1 rRNA gene is annotated in these 281 nt (G+C 43.8%); it reads right to left on the bottom strand.

The annotated features are described in order from the left end of the window. Nucleotides 1-68 precede the first annotated feature (68 nt). Nucleotides 69-281, bottom strand: a 23S ribosomal RNA gene (locus H4J63_RS19935); the annotation flags it as partial.

Genomic DNA, 281 nt, shown 5'->3' with positions numbered 1-281 from the left:
AATATCTACTTTAGTTATATTAACTTCTTCGCTTGTTTCACTATCACATAAAACGCGTTTGGCGTTGTATGGTTAAGCCTCACGGGTAATTAGTACAAGTTAGCTTAATGGCTCACACCACTTCCACATCTTGCCTATCAACGTTGTAGTCTTTAACGGCCCTTCAGAGACTTTAAAAGTCTAGTGAGAACTCATCTCGAGGCCTGCTTCGCGCTTAGATGCTTTCAGCGCTTATCAGTTCCGAACGTAGCTACCGGGCAATGCCATTGGCATGACAACCC

Origin of the sequence: Pseudoalteromonas sp. 5Ae-yellow (assembly GCF_014077565.1) — a bacterium.
Lineage (GTDB): Bacteria > Pseudomonadota > Gammaproteobacteria > Enterobacterales > Alteromonadaceae > Pseudoalteromonas.
Note: the sequence above shows the minus strand (reverse complement) of the source record. Positions and strands in the feature narration are given on the sequence as shown.